The sequence below is a fragment of the Sphingomonas mali NBRC 15500 genome (assembly GCF_001598415.1).
GTDB lineage: Bacteria > Pseudomonadota > Alphaproteobacteria > Sphingomonadales > Sphingomonadaceae > Sphingomonas > Sphingomonas mali.
Genome location: NZ_BCYX01000004.1, coordinates 154,855 through 172,986 on the forward strand (window position 1 = coordinate 154,855; position 18,132 = coordinate 172,986).

General features: G+C 62.5%; 16 protein-coding genes and 1 tRNA gene. 4 read left to right on the forward strand and 13 right to left on the reverse strand.

Annotation, left to right across the window (positions count from 1 at the left end; all coding sequences use genetic code 11):
- Nucleotides 1–59 precede the first annotated feature (59 nt).
- Complete coding sequence (locus SMA01S_RS05650; protein ID WP_066819018.1) at nt 60–569, forward strand: GAF domain-containing protein; 510 nt, start codon at nt 60–62, stop codon at nt 567–569.
- Here the strand turns inward: SMA01S_RS05650 and SMA01S_RS05655 are convergent.
- The 3 genes from SMA01S_RS05655 to SMA01S_RS05660 are packed head-to-tail and all read right to left on the reverse strand — an operon-like array spanning nt 545 to nt 2,927.
- Nucleotides 545–805, reverse strand: coding sequence for a hypothetical protein (locus SMA01S_RS05655; protein WP_066819020.1), 261 nt, complete (start codon nt 803–805; stop codon nt 545–547). The two genes, SMA01S_RS05650 and SMA01S_RS05655, sit on opposite strands and share 25 nt — an antisense overlap.
- On the reverse strand, nt 802–960 hold the full coding sequence (locus SMA01S_RS24480) for a hypothetical protein (RefSeq protein WP_157093820.1): 159 nt from the start codon (nt 958–960) through the stop codon (nt 802–804). The genes SMA01S_RS05655 and SMA01S_RS24480 overlap by 4 nt, the downstream gene beginning before the upstream one ends.
- On the reverse strand, nt 957–2,927 hold the full coding sequence (locus SMA01S_RS05660; protein WP_066819023.1) for a putative bifunctional diguanylate cyclase/phosphodiesterase: 1,971 nt from the start codon (nt 2,925–2,927) through the stop codon (nt 957–959). The genes SMA01S_RS24480 and SMA01S_RS05660 overlap by 4 nt, the downstream gene beginning before the upstream one ends.
- 139 nt (nt 2,928–3,066) lie before the next feature.
- Here SMA01S_RS05660 and moaA point away from each other — a divergent pair, with 139 nt between their 5' ends.
- The 3 genes from moaA to SMA01S_RS05675 all read left to right on the forward strand — a co-directional run bounded on the left by moaA (nt 3,067) and on the right by SMA01S_RS05675 (nt 4,972).
- A complete protein-coding gene (gene moaA / locus SMA01S_RS05665; RefSeq protein ID WP_066819026.1) occupies nt 3,067–4,065 on the forward strand; it encodes a GTP 3',8-cyclase MoaA in 999 nt (332 codons plus the stop codon).
- Nucleotides 4,062–4,829, forward strand: coding sequence for an NAD kinase (locus SMA01S_RS05670; protein ID WP_066819029.1), 768 nt, complete (start codon nt 4,062–4,064; stop codon nt 4,827–4,829). The genes moaA and SMA01S_RS05670 overlap by 4 nt, the downstream gene beginning before the upstream one ends.
- 68 nt (nt 4,830–4,897) lie before the next feature.
- Nucleotides 4,898–4,972: transfer RNA gene (locus tag SMA01S_RS05675), tRNA-Asn, on the forward strand.
- Here the strand turns inward: SMA01S_RS05675 and SMA01S_RS05680 are convergent.
- The 10 genes from SMA01S_RS05680 to SMA01S_RS05725 all read right to left on the reverse strand — a co-directional run bounded on the left by SMA01S_RS05680 (nt 4,958) and on the right by SMA01S_RS05725 (nt 17,940).
- Entirely contained in the window at nt 4,958–6,514 is a 1,557-nt protein-coding gene (locus tag SMA01S_RS05680; protein WP_157093821.1) for a recombinase family protein, read from the reverse strand. The two genes, SMA01S_RS05675 and SMA01S_RS05680, sit on opposite strands and share 15 nt — an antisense overlap.
- A 53-nt stretch (nt 6,515–6,567) precedes the next feature.
- A complete protein-coding gene (locus SMA01S_RS05685) occupies nt 6,568–6,843 on the reverse strand; it encodes a hypothetical protein (RefSeq protein ID WP_066819032.1) in 276 nt (91 codons plus the stop codon).
- A complete protein-coding gene (locus SMA01S_RS05690) occupies nt 6,840–7,073 on the reverse strand; it encodes a DUF2274 domain-containing protein (RefSeq protein ID WP_066819035.1) in 234 nt (77 codons plus the stop codon). The genes SMA01S_RS05685 and SMA01S_RS05690 overlap by 4 nt, the downstream gene beginning before the upstream one ends.
- 4 nt (nt 7,074–7,077) lie before the next feature.
- Nucleotides 7,078–7,476, reverse strand: a complete 399-nt coding sequence (locus tag SMA01S_RS24115; RefSeq protein ID WP_084250107.1) for a TrbI/VirB10 family protein — start codon at nt 7,474–7,476, stop codon at nt 7,078–7,080.
- Entirely contained in the window at nt 7,476–8,912 is a 1,437-nt protein-coding gene (locus tag SMA01S_RS05700) for a glycoside hydrolase family 47 protein (RefSeq protein ID WP_084250108.1), read from the reverse strand. Before SMA01S_RS05700 ends, SMA01S_RS24115 begins: the two co-directional genes overlap by 1 nt.
- Complete coding sequence (locus SMA01S_RS05705; protein ID WP_157093822.1) at nt 8,909–9,766, reverse strand: basic secretory protein-like protein; 858 nt, start codon at nt 9,764–9,766, stop codon at nt 8,909–8,911. The genes SMA01S_RS05700 and SMA01S_RS05705 overlap by 4 nt, the downstream gene beginning before the upstream one ends.
- A gap of 188 nt (nt 9,767–9,954) precedes the next feature.
- Nucleotides 9,955–13,230 (reverse strand): TonB-dependent receptor, encoded by a 3,276-nt coding sequence (locus SMA01S_RS05710; RefSeq protein WP_169804194.1) that lies wholly within the window; start codon nt 13,228–13,230, stop codon nt 9,955–9,957.
- 84 nt (nt 13,231–13,314) lie between these two features.
- Nucleotides 13,315–14,319 (reverse strand): FecR family protein, encoded by a 1,005-nt coding sequence (locus SMA01S_RS05715; RefSeq protein ID WP_066819046.1) that lies wholly within the window; start codon nt 14,317–14,319, stop codon nt 13,315–13,317.
- Entirely contained in the window at nt 14,316–14,864 is a 549-nt protein-coding gene (locus SMA01S_RS05720) for an RNA polymerase sigma factor (RefSeq protein ID WP_084250110.1), read from the reverse strand. Before SMA01S_RS05720 ends, SMA01S_RS05715 begins: the two co-directional genes overlap by 4 nt.
- Before the next feature lie 148 nt (nt 14,865–15,012).
- Nucleotides 15,013–17,940: a M16 family metallopeptidase gene (locus tag SMA01S_RS05725; protein ID WP_066819049.1), complete on the reverse strand. Its 2,928-nt coding sequence runs from the start codon at nt 17,938–17,940 to the stop codon at nt 15,013–15,015.
- Nucleotides 17,941–18,132: the final 192 nt, after the last annotated feature.

Consider the following 18,132-nt stretch of genomic DNA (forward strand, 5'->3'; position numbering starts at 1 on the left):
AAAGAATTAATCTTTACTCCCTGGGCGTAATGCCAGGATTCGCGCGTGGGGTAGGAGCGATGGAGAAGACGGTCCGTTTCAAACGCTTGCGGCTCATGACCGCCGCGACCGATGCACTGACGAAAGCCCAGTCGCTCGCCGAGATACTGGAGATATTACGGTCGCGCGCGCGCGCCATCCTGGGCAGTGACGGGGTGACAGTGGCGATGCGCGAGCGCGATCAGGTCCATTATGTCGGAGAGGATTCGATCGCGCCTTTATGGGCCGGGCGGCGCTTTCCGATCGGTTCGTGCATCTCGGGCATGGCGATGACGCAGCGCCGGACGATCGTCATTCCCGACCTCCGCGTCGATCTCCGCGTGCCGCTCGAAGCCTATCTTTCGATCTACTTCATCGGCCTGGCGATGGCCCCGATCGGTGTCGGCAGGCCAGTTGCGGCGGTCGGCGCCTATTGGCGCAGCGGCCGCCCGATCGACGAGGACGCGTTGGTATTGCTCGACATGCTGGCCAAGGGCGCCAGCGCGCAGTTCGAGCGGATCGTCGATCAGCGGATGAAGAGGGCGTCCTGAGGGCCGACAAGTTCGACCTCCTCTTCGCGTTCGAGGTCGATCTCGGCGAATTTCTCGCGGCGCATCGTGAAGATGCCGTGATGGCTCACGATTATCCAAGTGCCTGATATCTCGGTCGCGTCGCTATTGATCTGGCCCGAATAGCGAACCGCGTGTGCCAGTGCACCGCCGTCATATTGCTTTACGAACCGGAGCCCCGATGCGCTTCGAGTGCCGCTGACAAAGGCCCGCCTCACTCCAGTTCCGCCGCTGGTATCGGGCTCGGTGATCGTTCCCGGATCGCGCCGCCATGATCGTCAAGCCGTGCGACGAAGCTATTGGTATCGGCATAGCCCAATGCATCGTAGCGACCGTACCAGACCCCGCCGAGATTCTGCGGATCGTCACTCACCCCGCGACCAGATCGGCAAGCGCCGCGCTGGTCAACGGCTCGGCACACAGGAAGCCCTGATAATATTGGCAGCCTTCCTTGGCGAGCAGGTCGAGTTGTTCGGCGGTTTCGACCCCCTCGGCGATCACCGACAGCCCGAGCGACAACGCCATTTCGATCACGCCGCGCACGACGATGCGGTCGCGCGGCGATCCGCCAATGTCCTGCGCCAGCTTGCGGTCGATCTTGAGATAATCGAGCGGCAGCGCCTTGAGATAGGCCAGGCTCGAATAGCCGGTGCCGAAATCGTCGATCGCCACCCGGCACCCTGCCTGCCTGAGCCCGGTGAGCAAGGACGACGCCACGCCGAGATCGTCGATCAGCCCGCTTTCGGTGATCTCGACGGTCAGGCGTGAGCGCGCGAACCCGGAGGCATCGATACGGTCGAGCAGGATATCGGCAAAGCCGGGCCGCGCGATATCGGCCGCGGTCAGGTTGATCGACAAGCGCAGGCCGGACAGCGCCTCGGGCCAGGCGGCCGCCCGGCTGAGCGCCAACCGCTGGATATGATCGGACAAAGCGAGCCCCAGATCGGCGCGATCGGCCGCCGCGAACAATTGATCGGCACCGATCGCGCCGAAGCGCGGATGCTCCCATCGCGCGAGCGCTTCCACCCCGACGATCTTGTCCGTCGCGATCGCCACTTGCGGCTGGAACAGCACCGCGATCTCGTTGCTTTCGATCGCCCGGCGCAGATCGACCGATAGCGCCTCGGCGATTGCGGGTTCATCGGCGACGCGGATCGTCGCGCCGTCGGATGCGCGCGCATCGTCCAGCGCGTCATTGGCGCGCCGCAACAACGCATCGACCGTCTCGTTCGCGTGCGCCGCGGCTACCCCCAGCCGCGCGCCGACCGCCACCAAGGTGCCGTCGATCGCAAAAGGGCGCGCCAATGCCTCGGCCAATGCCCCCGCCAGCGCTTCCGCGTCCGCCGCTTCCTCTAGCCCAACGAGAAATTCGGGGCCCTTCTGGCGCGCTACGATCTGTCGCTTGCCGAGCGTCGTGCGGGCGACCCCGGCGATCCGCCTGACCGCCGCCCGGATCAACGCATCGCCGGCGGGCCGGCCATAACCGCTATTGACCAGATCGAAGCGGCTGAGCGCGATCAGGATTGCGCTGGCGCGTTCGCCGCGCTGCAGCCGGCGATCGAGCCACGCACGGGCCGCGCCAGCATCGAATGCGCCTTCGATTGCCTCCTCGGTTTCCGCCGCCGCGTCGGGGGCGGTGCCGAGTTCCTCGATCAATCCATGGACCCAGGGATCGCCTGTCGTCGCCTGGACGTGATGAACCAGCCGACCGACCCCCGGATAATCGTGCGCGAAGGCCGTTGCTCCGCCAACGCCGACACGGCGAACGGCCGCTACCGCTGCCGCGCGATCGTCGGGCGGCAGCGCGCGCAGGGCAGTATCGAGTGAGATTTCTTCGCCGAGATCCAGCCGCTTGCCCAAAGCGGGCGTCAAGCGCACCCGGCGCGTGCGGCGATTGTAGCGCCAGCCGAGCAGGTCGACCGCGCGGCCGCGATCCCAATCGCCGGCGATCCGTTCGACGAAGCGCCACGCGAACCGCAGCGCCTGGGCGAATTCGAGCTCGGTGAACGGGCTGGCCAGAAAATGAGTCGCCCCGGCGGCATGGAAATCGCCCAGCGCGGCGACATCGTCACGCGACACCAGCACGAGCAAGGCGCCGCCGCGAACCCGCGCCGCCTCACCGAATGCCCTGGCGACGACAAGCCCCTCGCCAAGCGCCCCGCGAGCATCGAGTACGGCCAATGCCGCGCCACTGCCGAGATACCGCCGAGCCGCGCCGTCGCCGCGCCGGGCTGCCACCACGCGCCAGCCCGCCTCCGCCGCGATCGCCGACAATTCGCCGCGCTGCCTGAACGACAGCAGGAACAGGGAGTTTCCGGTCTGGGGATCGCTGGGGACCATTGCGCGCGGTTCTACGCATGCCCGCAGGACTTCGCCAATCCGCAATCGGCCATTCCTCAATCAGCCAAGGCGCAATCGAACCGCGCACAGCTAATCGGGGTTGCCGCAGGGGGGACGACGCCCTAGCTGTCGAAGCACGATGGCGACCGCCCCCGCCCTGATCGACCGACATGGCCGCACGATCAGCTATCTGCGCGTGTCGGTGACGGATCGCTGCGACTTGCGCTGCCGTTACTGCATGGCCGAGGATATGCGTTTCCTCCCCCGCGATGCATTGCTCGAACTCGACGAGATCGCCGTCATCGCCGAGCGCTTCATCGCGCGCGGCGTAACCAAGATCCGGCTGACCGGCGGAGAACCGCTGGTGCGCCGTGGCGTGATCGACCTTGCCAGGCGGTTGGGACGGCAGGTCGGCCAGGGCCTCGACGAACTGACGCTGACGACCAATGGCACGCGCCTGGCCGACTATGCCGGAGACCTGCGTGCCGCCGGCATCCGCCGTATCAATGTCAGTCTTGACAGCCTCGATCCCGATCGCTTCCGCCACATCACGCGCCATGGCGATCTGTCGCGCGTCCTGGACGGCATTGCCGTCGCCAAGGCGGCGGGAATCGCGATCAAGATCAATATGGTCGCGCTCAAGGACCTCAACCAGGACGAGATTCCGGCAATGCTTGCTTGGTGCGTCGAGCAGGGCCATGATCTCAGCCTGATCGAAACCATGCCGCTGGGTGCGATCGACGAGGATCGCGCCGACCGTTTCGTACCGCTGACAGCGGTGTTCGACGATCTGTCGCGACGGTTCGACCTGATCCGCGACCCGCGTTCGACCGGTGGTCCGGCGCGATATTGGCGCGTCGGCGCAAGTCCCACCCGCTTGGGACTGATCTCCCCCCTTACCGCCAATTTCTGCGACGGCTGCAACCGAGTCCGGCTGACCACAGAGGGGCGGCTCTATGCCTGTCTCGGCCATGACGATCAGGTGGATCTGAAGGCGGCGTTGCGCACCGGCGGCATGGCCGGACTCGATGCCGGGATCGACGAAGCGCTGGCGATCAAGCCGGCGCGCCACGATTTCCGCATCGCCGCCGGCGCCGCGCCCGCGGTCGGGCGGCATATGAGCGTAACCGGCGGATGAAACGCGCGCTGGTCGCGTCGCCGACCCCACCCGCCCAAGCCGCCGCGCGCGAGTTGCGCGATTCGTACGAGTGGGTGCCGGTCGAGCAGGCGGATCTGGTCGTCGCGCTGGGCGGTGACGGCTTCATGCTCCAGACGCTGCATGCGATGCTCGAGCGCCGCGGCGATCCAGTGCCCGTGTTCGGCATGAACCTGGGGACGGTCGGTTTCCTGATGAACGACTGGCGGCGCGAAGGGCTCGATGCGCGGCTCGAGCGCACGCGCCCGTTCCGGGTCACGCCGCTCCAGATGACGGCCCGAACGATCGCGGGCGAGACATTCGTCCACCCGGCCATCAACGAAGTCTCCCTGCTCCGCGAAACGCGCCAGACCGCGAAGCTGGAAGTTACCGTCAACGATCGCGTCGTGATCCCGGAACTGGCCTGTGACGGCATCCTGGCGGCGACGCCTGCGGGGTCGACCGCCTATAATCTATCGGCCAATGGCCCCATCCTGCCCCTCGGGTCGGCGATGATCGCCTTGACCCCGATCTCGGCTTTCCGCCCGCGGCGCTGGCGTGGCGCGATCCTCCCCGAAAAAGCGCGGATCACGCTCAAGGTGCTCGAAGCGGCGAAGCGGCCGGTGTCGGCCGTCGCCGACCAGCATGAGGTGCGCGACGTCGCTCAGGTCGATATCGCGATCGACCGCTCGCGCGAGCTGACTCTGCTGTTCGACCCCGAACATGCGCTCGACGACCGCATCACGATGGAGCAGTTCGTCGGCTGAGGTTTTAACGGGAAATCAGGGGTTGCATCGTTAATGTGCGACGGTATAGACGCGCGCTCCGGTGACGTTCCCTGATAGCTCAGCGGTAGAGCTCTCGACTGTTAATCGAGCGGCCGTAGGTTCGAATCCTACTCAGGGAGCCACCGCGGACTTTTTGGCATTTTGGCCATTTGTCCGCCTTCTGAAGCCTCTTCGTGCGGAAGATTTTCTACAACGATATCAAAGGGCTTGCGGAACGATGCTCTGAGCGTGTGTCCGCTGTAGGAAAAGTTCGAAAGTAGCGTCGAGAGCAGGTGTCTTTTGACCGCCAAATCCGACCGCTCGAACAGCCGTTTCGCGTCCTTTGCCGCCTGTAAAAGCGTCACCCCTTCGTCGAGGTACTCAAGCTGTGAATCCGCGCGCGTTTCGAGCTCCCGGACGATCTTGCGCTCTTCCTCCTGATAGTCGGCATACAGAAGCCTGAAGACGGGATCGTCGACCTTCCCCTCCTGCCGATCGCGATAGAGCTCCTTCATCCGCCGGCGCAGGTCCGTGATTTCAGCTTCCAGGAGCGTCAGGGCGCGATCGTGGTCAGCTTTGACGTCATGGTTCGATTCGCGCAGCGCCCGCGTAAGCCATCCCAGCATCGTCTTATTGAGCGATACCTGCCCGAGGAGGGCAGTGAACTGCTCGATCAACACCTCCTCGCGCACATAGGGCTCAGGGCACTTCTGCTTAGCGTGGCTGCACCGATAGTAGATGTATTTCTGCTTCTTGATGTCCCCGACCAGGAGGCAGCCGCAATGCCCGCAATGGATCAATCCGGAGAACAGGAAGTCCTTCTCGACGCCGGTCGAGCGCTTGGTGTGCCGCCCATCGAGAATCCCCTGCACCCGCTCCCATAGCTCGACCGAGATCAAGGGCTCGTGCGTGCCCTGGTATCGTTTGCCGAGCCACTCGAATTCGCCGGTATAGATACGTGAGCGCAGCATCTTGTTCACCGTCGTTAGGGCGACGGGTTTGAGGCTCTTGCGGTAGACCAACCCAGCGCTGCGGACCTTCTTGCTCACCTCCTTCAGCGAATAGAGGCCGGTTGAATACCATTCGAAAAGATGTGTCACAGCCGGAGCAGCTATGGGGTCGACCTCAATGATCTTTTTGCCGTTGGGACCGACCACATTTCGATAGCCCAGCGGCGCCTGGGTCGGCCAGATGCCCTGCTCCGCCTTCTCGATCATGCCCTTGCGGGCTTCCTCCGACAGATTGTCGATATAGTTCTTCGCCATCAGCACCTTGATGCCGTGCATGAACTTTTCGGATGATCGCGAGTCCTGCGAGAGCACCACGCCTTCCTTGACGAGGTGGACGTCGATATCGAACTCGTCGATCGTGACCCAGTCGCGCAGGTTGCGGTAGAGCCGGTCGGTCTTTTCGACGAGGATGGTATTCACGGTCGGGTGGCGGCGGATGTAGCCGACCATCGCGTTGAACCGGGTCCTGCCGGTCACCTTGGCGGTCTCGACGTCCACATATTCTTCGATGACGCGGATGCTGTTCTCCTCGGCATAGGTGCGCAGCAGCTTGAGCTGGGCATCGATCGAGAAACCTTCGCGATCCTGCTCCTTGGATGAGACGCGCGCATAGATCAGGGCGCGCGGCATATGCATGATGGATGATGGCAGTCGGGATTGTTGGGTCTTCGGCATTGGGCACCTCCGCCCGGCAAGACACCTGACGGTCCAAATACCCTAGGTTTTTCTCATGGGGCGTCGGGAGACGATGAAATGCGGCGCGTGTGCGGCTTCACCTGCCGCTCTCGCGCCAGGAACCGGGCGAAGCCAACCATGTTCTCGATGATCTGACGGGCGTCTTCGTCGCTCAGCGGCGCCTCGTAATATGGCTGCCAGACCTGCTTGGTTTCGTCGAGCAGCGCTCGTGAATAGCGCAGCCTCACAGGAGAGGATTGGACGCTCGCGGCATTCTCCGGCGGCGACGCGTCGGCCCAGGAACGATAGCGACGCCGGCCGCGCTTCATGGTTTGGGATTGCGGCGAATGTCCGAGCGTCGCCGCTGGAATTCGCGGTCGGCGTCGAGGAACGCGGCCAGTATCGCTGGGATAAGCTCGACGAGTGGTTCCTCGCGGCCGTAACTCTCGGCATAGATCGCCGCATAGTCGCCGAGCGCCTGGTGCGTTTCAGGCGGCACCGCGATCGTCAGCTTGATCGGTGTGCGGTCGGGAATCCGGGCAAGTTTCAACTCTGCCATGCCCCTACCCCTCCCGCCACGGCGCGAGCACCAGATCCCGATCGACGAGGAGGCGGACCGGCGCTCCCGGGCGGATCGTGATGGTCGGCTGGATATCGAGATTACGCGCGGTCAAACGATCCCCCGCGCGCGAGACATTTTGCTCGGCAGCTTCCCGAAGCGCCGTCACGAGATCGCCATTGCCGCTGAACTGGAGCTCGCTGCCGACGCCCAGCACGGACGAGAGGACGACACCCTTCAGCAAGGCCCAGGTGTGGAAGTCGACTAGAGACGCTCGCCTACGCTTTTGGCTTTGCGGTTTGGACGCGACGTGGACTGCCCAGCCGTGTCCAATCGAGCGCCGGATGTCCGAGAAAGGGCGATCGGTCTGCCGGGTCGCACCGCGGCACCCGCAGCACGTCATCAGCGCCTTAACGAGCCCTTCGCGACGCCCCGGCGAAAGCCGCGCAGGATTTTCCCTTCGGTACTCACAGCGAGCGTATCGAGATCTACCCGCATGTGCCCGCCGAAGAGCAGATAATAGTATTTCATCTGCTCCGCCCACCAATAGCCGGGACAATTATCGCCCTGCTTCATCGGTCTCGTCGTGATATCGGCAAGTGAGGTGTACCCATAGGCCGCGCGGCTAGTCCGTTTCATCGTGCGATAATGCTCCGCAGCGAGCATAGGATAGCGATCGTTACGGTCGAGCAGCCAGAGGTTTAGGCAGGCGTCGGGAAATTCCGGCCGGAGGCCGGTGCCTCGCGTCAGGGGGCGCCGCTGTCGGACATCGATGATCTCGGGGATCACGTCGAAATTGGACTGCATCTCGACGAACGTCGCGAGATACGCCTCGCCCTCGGCGCGATGGCCAGTTTGGCCAAGTAAGCCCGCATAATAGGCGGCAAGCTCACTCTGCGTGCCGGAGGTCGCTTCACCGGATTCAAAATCGACCATCGGGAACCAGAGCCGGCCGTCATAGCGCTTGGCCTGGTGCGCAAGCTGCTGTGCGCTACATTCCTCGGACCAGCCCTTCATCTCGATATCGCCAAACAGGTCCCACGCGTCCCACAGATATTCGTAAAAACTGTCGGCATAGATATCGATCGAAGCGTTGCGGCTGGTAAACCTGCCGGTCTCTGCATGGATGTTCGCGGCCATCAGGCCGATGGGCGAGCGCAGATCGAGGGCATGTTTCATCGCCCGCTTCGCCGCGCTGTAGTAGCGATCGTCACCGGTTAACCTGCCCAGCAGGCCAAACTCGCTGGTATAGGTGCCGATCTCAGCAAGGTTCGTATCGGGATCACGGACTGCACCGGTCTTCAGGTTCACGTACCGGTATGGAAGACCATGGGGTGAGGCTTCGAAAGCCTTCATCAGCCGATTGGCAAGGTCCTGTGCCCGCTCGAGCAGCATCGGATCGCCACAGGCCAGATGCGCGGAGAGAAGTCCCCCGACCAGGCGGATATTGGTTTCGAAGACTTGGGCATCTCCGTCGATGTCGAAGTCGAGATGGGCCTTGACCCAGTCGACACCCTCCTGGAACTCCTCATCGAGTCCCATGAGCCACAAGGTATCAAGCGCCTCGACGCACGACAGCCCAAGATCATGTCCCTCGATGAAGAAGGAACGGGAAGATCCGGATACCGGATTTATTTCGTCTTTCCCCCACGCCCGCTCGCGGTAGTTGCGCCATGCCCAGCGAAACTCGCTTCGGACATCCGCGGCGAGCGTGCGCCACTCTTCCCCTGGCCGGCTGGAACCCGTCCCGATAGCACCGGAAGGGCCGCTCGCCAGCCCGGCAAAAGCCCCGCCGAGGATCTTGAGGATGGTGCGTCGAGGCAGATCTGCCGAAATCATGGCCGCGCCGGATTTGGCTTGGTCGCAGGCGACGCGGATACCGATCCCGGCGATGCCGGCTGACCGGGCGTCTCGACCGATTGAGCCAGCCGCCTGTCCGCCGTCATCTGCTCGATCAGTCGCCGCGCCTGTTCCAGACGCTCCGGCGTCGGCGGGGGACCAACCTGTCTGACCACCATTGCCGAACCGGCAAGATAGTCAGCCCAGAGCTGGTCAAGCGTCTCGCCGGTAAATTTCTTCCAGCGCCGATCCTTGTATTTTCCGGCCTGTAAAAGATCGAACAGCGCTTTGACGATTCCTTTGTGGCCGTTCGTCTCCAACCAGGAGAGGAAGCGAGCCGTGACCCTGTAGCCCTCGTCATATCGTGTTTTCGGTCCCGGTGCGGGCATACCCCAGTGTGCCCCTGCGTTGTCGATGCCGTAGACCGATCGCGCGTAGTCGGCGCTGCCCTCGATCAACCAGAGCGGCTGGTTGCCGTGACCTCCTTCCTGAATGATATGCATGAGTTCATGGGTCACCAGATCGACGTCTTCTGGATGTTCCTTGAGCCGAATCGGATTGATCATGATCCTGCCGTTCTCGGCAGCGGCGATCCCGGTCCAGGCGGGATCGATCGCGATTTGCACCTTGCGCGGCGCGTCCGGTCGGAAGTCGGCAGCCATCTGCGGATAGACCGCGAAAAACGTCTCGATGATCCGGTCGGCGACGTTCTGATCAGCGGAGCCCGTCAAATCGCGAAAGTCGACCGAGAAAGTGCCTCGGGTGACCACGCTGCTGTTCGCAGCGGCGGCAGGCACCGCAGAGCTTACAGATACTGCCCCAATGAGCAGGGTGGCGCACAGCAGAAGTCTCACGCGGACAAATCCTCCAACGGTGATGGGGAGCGCTGAACAGCGCAAAGCAAATTTGTCGGCCGCTGGCGGCAGGTCGATCCGTGACGGTCAGGGCGCGGGCGGCTGTTGAAATATTGCGGCGAACCAGGGACTGGCCGTCGTCATCTGGACGCGGCGTGGGTCTGCACCCGCGCCGCGCCCGGGCCGGCTCAGAAGCTTTGCTTCAGGCTGACGTAAAAGCTCCGCAGCTTCGGATCTCCATAGAAGCTATAGAGGAAAAGAGAGGACGTATCGACCGGTGGGCGCGTACCAAGCACATTGTTGACCCCCGCCGCCAGCGTCGTCTTCGGGAGGATTTTGTAACTGCCAAACAGGTCATGATAGGTCTGTGCCGAGACGCGTGCCGAGCCCTGCAACGGCTGGAGGCTATGATCCTGGCTCAACCAGTATCCACTGAAATGATGGACGCGCCAGCCCAGGCTCCATTTATCGGCCGAATAGGAGGCCGTTGCATTACCTTTCCAGGAAACGCCACCGGAGCCCGGAAATGCGAAGAACGAAGCGCCGGCAACCCCCAGGAAGTTGTTGAGCGGCTGTGACGGTGACTGCTGCGATTCCAGCGTCAGCTGCCATGTCGCGTTCGCATCGATATGTAGCGCGCCGCCAAACAAGCCGTGGTCATAGCTCGCCGCGAAATCGAGCGAGTCCGAGCGAGCGTAGGACAGGTTGGCCCAGGAGACATCCACATTGGTGATTGCGCCGACCGTGTAGCCCTTCGCTCTGTCGGCATCGGTCAGGGCCGCACGCGTGAACCGCTCCGGATGCGCCGCCAGGAAGTCGTTGAACTGCGGCTGCACGCTTGCCGCAAAGGAAAACAAGATGCTGGACGGCAGAAAATAGGTGTTGTTCTGCGTTATCCGCGTCCAATCGAGCGAGAGCCGAAGCCCCGGCAGGATGTGGGGCGTCACGATCGTGCCGAAAGACCAGCTTTTCGACGTCTGCGGCGCCAGATCGGGGTTTCCTCCGAGTTCGGCGGGAATGAGACGAATCGAGCCGAGAAACGGCGTTCCGATCGCCTCGTTGCCGCGGCGCGGATCGGTGACGTTCACGATCGTCTGGCCCGATTCCCCTGTAAACGGGTTTGTGAGTTGCCCGTCATTCTTGGTGAGGGCGTTAAGGAAGGGGGGCTGGTACCCTGTGGAATAAGACCCGCGGAATGCAAGGTCCTGGAATACCGACCATTTCACTGCGATCACCGGATTCACCGAACCGCTGCGCGTCCGGACGAACTGAATAGGCAACTTTGTCGTCGGATCGACAGCGGGAGGGCATGCGGCGTCGAACTCCGCCGGGAGAAGCGCGCCCGCATGGCTTACGCACTGAATGGCGCTGTTTGCACCGACCTGGATATAGTGGTCATAACGATAGGCGAGCTGCAGCTCGAGTCCACGAAACAACGGGACGTGATTATCCTTGCCGAGAATCGGAAGCCTGACCTCTCCGTAAACGCTGTCGGTGGTCTGGGAACGCTGCGGCGTATAGCCGATCGACGAGAAGCTCAGGTTGTTGGCAATGAACAGGCTATCACCAAGCGATGTCTTATTCTCTTCCACCTGTAGCGTTACGATCGGCTTTCCACCCCATAGCTTCAGCCAAGGCGCGGGCCCGGCAGCCTTGAGCGTATAACTTCGGTTCGACGAGCGCGAAGGCTGCGTCACCGTTCCGAAGGGTGGCTGGAGGAAGTCATAGGGGATCGGATTCTGTAAGACATCCTGCAGGACGTTGATGGTACCGGTCTTCGTAATCCCATCGATCGTCGCCTGAGTCAGGCCCGCCGCAGCGCCAATGCTGCGAAAGCGGCCCCAATTCCAATTGCCGTCGAGATCGGCCTGCCAGTTGAATGGAAGAGCGACGACGACGCCCGCGAGCAGGCGCTTGTTGCTGCTGATGTTCTCGAGGCGTTGAGTCTGCGTCGATGGCACGGAGACCGTGATCGCTTGGGTGAAAGGGTTGCTTGCGGCACCGGCGGCAATCTGGAACTGATCTGGGACCGGACTCGCGATCGTCGGACTGTTGAAGCGCGAATAGTCGAATTCACCATATGCGCTCAGCCACTTGTTGAAGGTCCGCTTCACCGTCAGCGATCCATTCAATTGCTGCGAAGCGTTCAACAGGGTGGCGAGTTTTCCGGCACCGCCGCGCGGCGTGACGGCCCCGGGAGCGAGCGCTTGGTTCTGCTGCCCCGCATTAGCGAGCAACGCACCTGCGCCGTCTTGCCCAACACCGCGAAAGCCTCTGGGAACGAAGGTGACGTTGGACCCGAGGTTCGTCACGCCGTTCACTGCATATTGCGGCTTGAGCACCAGATTGGCCCCGCTCTGGCTGATGACGTTCGGCGTGGCACTGTCGAGCAGCCCGAGTTCGTCGACATAATTGGGATCGTTCTTCAGGATGAAAGCGCGGCCGCGCTGCGCAAAATCACGCTCGCCCGACAGAAGTGAATCGGTCTTTTGCCAAGCGCCCGTGAATGAAATCCGCGTCTTGCCGTGCTCGATCGGAAAACTTCCGCTCAAGGTGAGACGCCTGTCCGCAGCTTTGAAATCGCCGGTGTTGCCGTAATAAGCGTTCGCCTCGATGCCGCGATAATTGCGCCGCATGATGATATTGATCACCCCGCCGACGGCATCGCTGCCGTAAATCCCGGATGCCGAGGAAGCGAGCACTTCGACGCGCTCGATGGCATCGAGCGGGATCCCGTTGATCGACGACTGATCGATGACGCCCGACCCGGTATTGCCCTGCGAATAGCGCCGGCCATCCACCAGGATCAGCGTCGCTCCGCTGCCCAGCCCCCGAAGGTTGATGATGCTCTGGCTCTTGCTGTTACGCTGCTGAAGCGATGTGCTGCCCGAGGTATTCGAGCCTAGATAGTTGCGGAAAAAATCGTCGAGATTGGTCGCCCCCGAACGCTCAATCTGGTCGTGATCGAACACAACATAGGGCTGCGCGTCGTCGCGCGTCCGCTGGATATCGAGATTCAGATTCCAGTTCTTGGTCCCGACGACCAGAATGTCCGGGATCGCCGACTTTCCATCCGGAGTTCTACCCTGCGACGCGTAAATGTCGCGTACCTTGTCCCTGGCTTCGTCGATAGCCGCTTCGCTCGGCGCACGCTGGATCATGATTGCGCCGCTCGGCGCCTTCTCGAACATGAGCCCGGTTTCCGCCAGCAGATGCCGGAGCGCCTCTTCCGGCGTAAAGTTGCCGTGCAGTCGGGCCGACTGCTTGCCGCGGACAAGGTCCTCGGTGAAAATAAGCTGCCTGCCAGACTCCTTACCAAACGCCCGAAGTGCCTGAGAGAGAGATGTCGCTGGAATATCGTAAGTATGGGTCTGAGCGAAGGCGGGCGCACTCACACAGAACAGGCTGGCCGCACAAACCGTGGTGAGCAAGAGAACGCCGTGGGCGCGTGAACGCTTCTTCATCATTTCCCCCTAAAGCGGCCGTTACGGCCTTCCGTCGGGAGACGCGGAGCATTCAGAAATCCTCCACGGATTCGTCACAATTCTTCAGTTTTTCGGCTCGATCGTCGTCGTGCCTCCACTTTCTACTGCCTTCACAGGAAGATAGTGCGTCACGACGTCGACGAATGTCGCCACATCGCCTGCCTTGAACACGCCGCTGATCTTCATCGCGGCAGCGCCTGGCGCAACAACGATCGGTTCGTCACTATATCGCGCGATCCTTTCTGCGACCAAACCCATCGGCTCATCAGAGAAAACCAAGGTTCCCCCTTCCCAGGCCGTCGCATTGTCCAGATTGACCTGCGCGACTGACTGACGCGCCCCGGGCGAGATCACGAGCTGTTGTCCGGGCGTGAGCGACACGGCGGCGCGCGGCTTCGACCGGAAGGCAACCAGCGGTGCCATATCGAGCTTGCGGTCGACGACGACCACCCTGCCCTCGATCAACGTGACCATCGTCTTCCCACCAAGGAGATCCACGTTGAATGCCGTCCCCGTGGCGATGACAGTTCGATCGCCGGCCTGAACCAGAAAAGGCCTCATCAGATCATGCGCGACGTCGAACCGTGCCTGGCCCTTGATCAGTTCCAGCTTCCGCGTATCGCCGGTAAAACGGACCGCGAGTTGCGTGTCCGCGTCGAGCGAGGCTTTTGAGCCGTCCGCCAGGGTGACGACCCGGCGTTCTCCCAGCGCGGTACGATATATCTCCGGCTGCCTGGACCACCACACCCCCCCACCGGAGATCAGGATCAGAAGGCAGGCCGCTACCGCCAGCCACCAGCCGCCTCGCGTGCGCAGCACAGGTCTGCTACGCCTTGCTCGACGGAGCGCGTCGCTTCGAAATCTCAGCAGATCAGGTGAATTCGCATGTTCGCCGAGAAGCAGCCAGTCGGCTTGGACATGGTCCCAGGCGAGCATGTTTCGCGGGTCGGCCGCGAGCCACGCCTCGAAATCGTCATTTGTCTCAAGATCATGCTCCGCGAGGTGCACACGCCACGCGCTGGCCTCCGCCAGGCGTACGACGTCCTCGCGCTGTGGGGTCGCGGTCATCGGCTTTCGCGTTCAAACCGCAGTGCCAGATGCATGGTGACCCGCATGATCTCCTTTTCGACGGTGCTCCGGCTGATACCGTACAGGGAAGCAATGTCGTGCTGTTTCATGTTTTCTAGGCGGAACAAAATGTAAATGTCGCGGGTCCGTTCGTTGAGTTCGCTGAGCGCGCGCACAACCTGTGCGACACTCTCTCTCCCAAGCAAGACGCGCTCGGGGTCGCGATCCTCCAAAAATTCTCCAGCAATTTCATCGACGGGCCCAAAATAGACGTCCGACAAGAGCGCGGTATTGCGGACCTGACCGCGGCGGCCGCGATCGCGAAGCAGGTTGATCGCGATCTGGAAGACGAAACCCTTCGGGTCCACCGGCGATGAGGCATTGCTGGAGTTCAGCAATCGAGAAAAAACCTCCTGCGTCAGATCCTCGGCGTCAGCCCGATCCTTCACCCGGCGCATGAAGAACCGGATGAGCGGAAGGCGAAGCTCGGCATATAGATGTTCGGCGCGACAATCGCCGTCCCGGAATCCCTTCCGCAGCGCCATCACCGCCGCGCCCTGCCTTCCGGCCCGCCAAACGAACGGGGGGCGCAAACCGGCGATCGACCGGCCGGACGATTCGTCCGGCCGAGCGTTGCTCCCAGCATGCCTGGACGGCCGGGCCGGCCATCCCCCCCCCGGACTCCGTGCATTTCTATTTTCCCTCGGCCTGGCCGGTGCCCGATGCCACGCCGGCGGCCATCTGTGACGGTCCGACTTCCGCCTTCCAGGCCGTCTCGTCTCGCAGATATTTCCGCGCGAGCGCCTGAATGTCCGCCGGCGTGATCGCTTCCACGTCCCTAATAAATGTGAGCGTCTGCGGAATATAATCGGGCCGGTCGACGATGAATGTCAGTTGATTGATCCACCAGCTGTTGGTGTTGAGACCGCGTCGGGCCTGCTCGACCATCGGTTCCCGGGCGCGCTTCAACTCGTCCGCGCTGATCGGTTCGCTCCGCAATTTGCTGGCGATGGCATCGACCGCCTTGAAGAATACGGGCAGCTTGTCAGGGGATGTCTGGGCTTGAAGGGCGATCATGCCATAGCCCTTGTAAGTCTCCGAGTAGCTCGACGTGACGCCCGGTGCATAAGCGATCGCGAGGCGCTCGCGGATCTCGTCCAGCGCCCGAAGCTTCAGTACCGCGGCAAGAACCTCGATGCGGCGCGCCTCGGTGCGATCATGGACCACGTCGGTGGTCGGCCAGGCGACATAGCCCAGGCCCTGCTCGGCGAGGCCGTTATGCGTGAACCTTAACGGAACCGGTGTCGGTGCCGGAAAATGTCGCTGATCCGCGCCCGGGGCTGGCTGCGGAGCCAGAGGCCTGGGAGGCAAGGCACCAAATGTGCTCGCGGTGACCGCGATCGCCTTGTCGACCGTCACGTCGCCCACCATGGTAATGTGGATGGGCCCGTTCGCGAGCAATGCCTTCAAGGCAGGCCGTTCCGTATCCATCGACCATGTCGCCAGGGTTGCGGGCGGGACGAATGCCTCGCGCTTGTCGCCACCGGCGAGTAGGGCTTTTGCCTCGAGCGAGAAGGCACCATCCGGTGTGGCGCGCCGCATCGCGAAGGCGGCCGGATAGCCGGCCTTGGCTTGGTCGAACGACTGGGAGCGATAGGCCGGATCAGTGAGATAGGCCGCCAGGACCTGCATTTCGAGCTGCAGGTCCGCGGGCCGCGTGCCGCCGCTCAACAGGAACTTGTCACCAAGGGTGGCCAATCCGGCGCCATAAACATGTCCGGTCAGCGCCCGGCTCATCTCGTCGACCGTCATCCGGCCGAGACCGCCATCGCGCAGACCGCCGACCATGGAAGAACGCGGATCGAACCGATCGGGCGCAAAATTCTGCTCACCGCTTCCCGTCAGGATATTGATCCCGATGGAGTCCTTGGCGAACGTCGTAGGCTTCACGGTGAGCGTGACGCCATTGGCGAAGGTGACAATCGTGGTGCCCAGGTCCGAGATTTCGTGCCTGGACTGCACCATGCCGGCCTTGCCGAAATCGGTGTAGGGCCAGGCGCGTTGGACCGGTGCGGCAGGTTTGGTCACGGCGACTTCGCGCGATGTCCTCAGCGTCTCGGTTACCGCCGCTTCACCGCCATCGATCGCAACTGGCGAGACGATCGTCGCCAGCGGGCCGCCCCCGGTAAAGATCGGCCGCATGGCCTGGCTGACCGTGGAGGGGGTGAGATCCTTCACCACATCTTCGAACAGCGCCAGATCCGTCTGGGGCGACGTGAAGACCTCGTTCTCGTTGACCGAATTCAGCAGCGACGACGTCAGGCCGCGGGTATTGCGCGTCGACGCGCCGTCCACGGCGTTTTTCAGGGCTGTTCGATAAGTCGAAATCTCGCGCTGCAGTTCGGCTTCGGAAACCCCGAATTGCACGAGGCGGCGCTGCTCCTGATCGATCGCCTCAAGGGCCTGTTTCCATTTGCCGGGAATGAACGAGGCGACGAGATTGGCGACACGGACGCTTCGCAGAAGGTTGGCATCGGCTGCATTTGCATTGAGGAACGGCGCCTTGTCTGTTCGGGAAAGCTCCTCCAGGCGACGATTCAGAACAGCCAACCCCAATTGTTCGATCAAATCGTCGCGGCGTTTGGCGACACTGTCCGGCGTCAGGTCGGGCGCCTTGGTCCACGACAGCGAAACCGTGGACGAGACACCTGGCTCGACAAGGATATTGGTCTCCTGGGCATGGACGGCGACCTTTCCGAGATCGGGTTCCGGCCCATCAGCAGCCTTGGGCTGCCAATCGCCGAACACCTTGCGGATCTTGGCCTCCATCGCATCGACATCGAAATCGCCGACCGCCACGACCGTCGCACGCGACGGCCTGTAATAGGCGTTGTAGAATTCGACGAAGCGGTCGCGTGGCGCCGTGTCGATGATCTTCATGTCACCGATCGGGAAGCGATCAGCGACCTTTTGTCCTTTTGCCAGAATGTGAAACTGCTTCTGCGAGACGCGCAAAGACGGCGAATTGCGCAGCCGCTCCTCGCCACGGATCACGCCGCGCTCGTCAACGATATCGTCCTGGTCCATCGTCGCTTCGGACACCTGCTCCCGCAGGACATGCAGGCCGGTATCGATCGTCAGATCGTCGGAGCGCGGCAGTTCGAGCTGATAGAACGTCTGATCGAAACTCGTGGCGGCGTTGAGATCGGCCCCGAAGGCGAGACCCAGCCGTTCGAGGATCGCGATCAAATCATTTTTGGGAATATGCGTCGTTCCATTGAACGCCATATGTTCCATGAAATGGGCGAGCCCGAGTTGATCCTCTTTCTCCATCAACGAGCCGGCGTCGATCCGGATACGCAGCGATGCCTGACCCGGGGGCGTGGCGTTGTGCAGGATGGCGAACCGCATGCCGTTAGGAAGAGTCCCGAACCGTACGGCGCTGTCAGCGGGCACGTCGCTTGCCGCCTGAGCCCATGGCCGGGACGGGGCCTGAGCCGGCGTTTCGATCTGCGCGGCCACGCGCCCAGGCGTAGTGGGCCGGCTCGTTGCCGGGGACATGGCAAGGAAACCGGACGAGGAAACGGTAACCATCAACAGCAGTCGACGCGATAAAGTCATCAAAAAAGCCCTTCTGATCGGCTCGCCCTCTCAATTCGGATCGAGGTGCGCGCAGTCGGGGCAGTCCGCGACCACCCTCCCGTGACGAGAGACGTACGACCGGAATAAATCCTCCACCGCGCGATGAAGAGCGACGCGATGCGTCGTGATTTCGCCAATATCCAGGAAGCTGCCCTCACCTATGAAGACCTC

Excerpts from the sequence above, each read along its gene's own strand:
- SMA01S_RS05650 (WP_066819018.1), top strand. The coding sequence starts at position 60 with ATGGAGAAGACGGTCCGTTTCAAACGCTTGCGGCTCATGACCGCCGCG.
- SMA01S_RS05660 (WP_066819023.1), bottom strand. The coding sequence starts at position 2,927 with ATGGTCCCCAGCGATCCCCAGACCGGAAACTCCCTGTTCCTGCTGTCG.
- moaA (WP_066819026.1), top strand. The coding sequence starts at position 3,067 with ATGGCGACCGCCCCCGCCCTGATCGACCGACATGGCCGCACGATCAGC.
- SMA01S_RS05670 (WP_066819029.1), top strand. The coding sequence starts at position 4,062 with ATGAAACGCGCGCTGGTCGCGTCGCCGACCCCACCCGCCCAAGCCGCC.
- SMA01S_RS05680 (WP_157093821.1), bottom strand. The coding sequence starts at position 6,514 with ATGCCGAAGACCCAACAATCCCGACTGCCATCATCCATCATGCATATG.
- SMA01S_RS05685 (WP_066819032.1), bottom strand. The coding sequence starts at position 6,843 with ATGAAGCGCGGCCGGCGTCGCTATCGTTCCTGGGCCGACGCGTCGCCG.
- SMA01S_RS05690 (WP_066819035.1), bottom strand. The coding sequence starts at position 7,073 with ATGGCAGAGTTGAAACTTGCCCGGATTCCCGACCGCACACCGATCAAG.
- SMA01S_RS24115 (WP_084250107.1), bottom strand. The coding sequence starts at position 7,476 with ATGACGTGCTGCGGGTGCCGCGGTGCGACCCGGCAGACCGATCGCCCT.
- SMA01S_RS05700 (WP_084250108.1), bottom strand. The coding sequence starts at position 8,912 with ATGATTTCGGCAGATCTGCCTCGACGCACCATCCTCAAGATCCTCGGC.
- SMA01S_RS05710 (WP_169804194.1), bottom strand. The coding sequence starts at position 13,230 with ATGAAGAAGCGTTCACGCGCCCACGGCGTTCTCTTGCTCACCACGGTT.
- SMA01S_RS05715 (WP_066819046.1), bottom strand. The coding sequence starts at position 14,319 with ATGACCGCGACCCCACAGCGCGAGGACGTCGTACGCCTGGCGGAGGCC.
- SMA01S_RS05720 (WP_084250110.1), bottom strand. The coding sequence starts at position 14,864 with ATGGCGCTGCGGAAGGGATTCCGGGACGGCGATTGTCGCGCCGAACAT.
- SMA01S_RS05725 (WP_066819049.1), bottom strand. The coding sequence starts at position 17,940 with ATGACTTTATCGCGTCGACTGCTGTTGATGGTTACCGTTTCCTCGTCC.